The organism is Candidatus Accumulibacter vicinus, from assembly GCF_000584955.1.
GTDB classification, from domain to species: Bacteria; Pseudomonadota; Gammaproteobacteria; order Burkholderiales; family Rhodocyclaceae; genus Accumulibacter; species Accumulibacter vicinus.
On the sequence record NZ_JDSS02000028.1, the window covers coordinates 2815 to 5489 of the forward strand.

The 2675-nt window shown below is 64.4% G+C and carries 3 protein-coding genes; all 3 read right to left on the reverse strand.

The features are described from left to right. Positions 1-691 (reverse strand): hypothetical protein (locus tag CAPSK01_RS22975; protein ID WP_273703675.1); only part of this gene is annotated, 691 nt, incomplete at its 3' end. Between the two features lie 19 nt (positions 692-710). After that, the gene (locus CAPSK01_RS13560) at positions 711-1805 is read right to left on the reverse strand and encodes a MoxR family ATPase (protein ID WP_273703676.1); all 1095 of its coding nucleotides are present in this window, start codon (positions 1803-1805) and stop codon (positions 711-713) included. Further along, the coding region (locus CAPSK01_RS13565; protein WP_273703677.1) for a hypothetical protein at positions 1802-2675 on the reverse strand (874 nt) is incomplete at its 5' end. The genes CAPSK01_RS13565 and CAPSK01_RS13560, both read right to left, overlap by 4 nt.

Here is a 2675-nt window from a genome sequence, read left to right on the forward strand (position 1 = left end):
GGTCGGGGGCTTCCGGCGGCGGCCGGGGCCGTAGCTGGAGCTTGAAATCGATCCTCGTCTCGGGCGGCGATTCGATCGCTTGGCTGTCCGCGTCGTAGTCTTTGGCGGCGGCCTTGATCGTCGCCGGCAGTTCCCTGCGGCGGTAGGTGCACGAAAAGAGGCCTTGAGCATCTGTCGAGGTGCAGTTCCTGGTCTCCTCGCCATCGCGGTTGACGAAGGCAGTCGTCGCGCCGCGGATGGCCCCGTGATCGCCGGCGACCGACCCGTGCAGTGTTCGCTCCCTGAGGTAGTGATCCCAACCGATCCAGCCTGCCACCGGCGCACCCGCCAGCAGCAGGGCAGCGGCCAGATAGGCCAGTCGACGCCCGATGCGGCTCCAGTCAAGACGCGAAGTGGATTGGCCCCCGCCTGCTCCGCCGGCGCCCGACATGCCATCGCTGCCGGGGATCGGTACGTCGAGTGGTGCCAGCCATTCCCGGTACAGTCGGCGGAAGCGGTGCTGCTCGTCGGGATTCGAGCAGAAGACCGGCGCCAGCCAGCGATCGAGATCTGTTTTGTGGACCGGCATGCGGCCGTTGACCGCCAAGTGCAGGAGCAGGTCCTGCGCTGCCAGCAACTGATGGGCGCCGACGTCGAAGCGCTCGCGACGCAAGGCGCCGCCGAGATCGACCAGGTCTTCGGAGGTCAGCACGGCGCGGTCAGCCGAACGACTACTTCTTGTTCAGCCAGGCAAGCAGTTCCTGACGCACGGGCGAAACGTCGTCCTGGCTCTTGCAGAGCACGCCGAGGCTGGCCATCACCCTCTTGTCTGTCCGGTTGGCCACAAGCCAGGCGCGTGACTCTGCGCCGATGCGACGCAGGTAGGCAAGCCAGTCGATGAATTCGGCGGTGGCGGGCTTCTTGCCGAGCTTGGCAATGCCGCGCACCCGGGCAAGAAATTCGATGCTGTCCGCCAGCAAGGGGTCGTTGGCATCCAGCCCGGTGCGCAGGTGGATGATCTCCTTCAAACGCTCGCGATCGCCATCGGGGAAGTCGATGTGGTGGTACACGCAGCGCCGCAGGAAAGCGTCGGGCAGGTGCTTCTCGGAATTGCTGGTGATCACGACCACTGGCTGAAAGTCCTTCGTCGCCTGGCGCACCACGTTGCCCAGCTCGGGGATGGCGAAACGAAGCTCTTCGATCTCCGCCAGCAGGTCATTGGGGAAATCACGGGGCGCCTTGTCGATCTCGTCGATCAGCACCACGGCGCGGCAGGGAAGCTCCCGGTCGCTCGGCCAGTCCTTCGGTAACCATTCCCGATAGGCATCGGGATTCGCCAGCCATTCGTTGAGAGCGTCCCTCCCGTTGGCGACCAGGATCGCCTGGCCAAGGGCCTGATAGTGGATGAAGTCGCGGTCGTCGATCACCGGCAAGGCGGCATCCGGCTCGCTGCCCTTTCTTTCCCTTGCGGCTCGCAGATAGGCAGCGTCGAAGCGCCCGATGCTGTCGTAGGTGTAGAAGAGATCTCGAGCGATACTGCTGGACTTGGTGTCGAAGCGGAACAGCGGATACCCCAACTGCCAGGCAACACTGCGCGCGAGCTCTGTCTTGCCCGTTCCGGGCTCGCCGGTGACGAGCAAGGGTCTGCCCAGCATCAGCGCGACGTTGACCGCGGCGGCGAGGTCGTCGCCGGGATCATAATGCCGCGGATCGGTATGCCGGTCGCGCGTCAGGGACTCAACAGTCTTCGCGTACGGGAGGCGCGTGTCCGGCGCCTTTCTCTTGTAGGGCATCTCGGTCATGATGCTGTAGGGCATTTCGGTCATGACGGACTTCTCCGGGGGTTAGGGAATTTCCGCGCCAGTTCGGCAAGATGTGGCGCGAGTTGTCGCATCGGCCGAGTCACGCGCAGCTCACTTTCGAGCGCCTGGATGCTGTCCTCCGGGATGCTGCAGTGCTGCATCACATGGCGGTCCGTCGTCCAGTACCTGACATCGCTCCAGTCGACCTGGCTGAGCGGATCGAGCTTGATGCAGTGAATTTGCGGGTAGGCAGCGGGGTCGAGTCCTTGAACCAGGCGCTCGAGTTCCTGGGCGCGCCGCTCCCGCTCCCGGCGCTCGGGAACCGGCAGCTTCTGGTAGGCGCGTTCGTACCGCAGGCAGAGGCAGTGGAAGGGTGCGCGTTTCAGTTTCACATCGCGCCACTGTGTGCTCCAGAATTCGAGGATCAGCGGCAGCACCCGCTTGACGTCATCAAAATCGCGGCTGTAGAAATCGGACACGAACAGCAGGTGGCGGTCATGGGTGGCGACGCACTGGCGAACATGCCCTCTGATCACCTCGAACCTGGAGTCGGCGACGCGTTCTCCGGAGGGCCACTGGTCGTACAGTTCGTGCCAGAGATCCTGCACGTCCTTGAGGGGACGCAGATCGGTGAGCTGGTGTCTTGTGATCGCTTCGGCCTGGCCCAGGGCCAACCGATCTGGCAACACGATGCGCTGCAGACGATGGACGAATTCGCTGTGACACTCCTCGTCATCGCCCGGAACGATGATCACGACCGGGCGCAGCGGCTCATCCGTGATGCAAGCCAGCTTGCGGGTCAGCGGATTGATCTGCGGTTTGCGGTCGCAGAGATGGGGCAGGAAGTCGAGATCCGGACGAGGCGCCGGCATCGGCAGCGCGTCGTGTCGGCCC

Coding starts and splice junctions, on each gene's coding strand:
- CAPSK01_RS13560 (WP_273703676.1), bottom strand. CDS start 1,805: ATGACCGAAATGCCCTACAGCATCATGACCGAGATGCCCTACAAGAGA.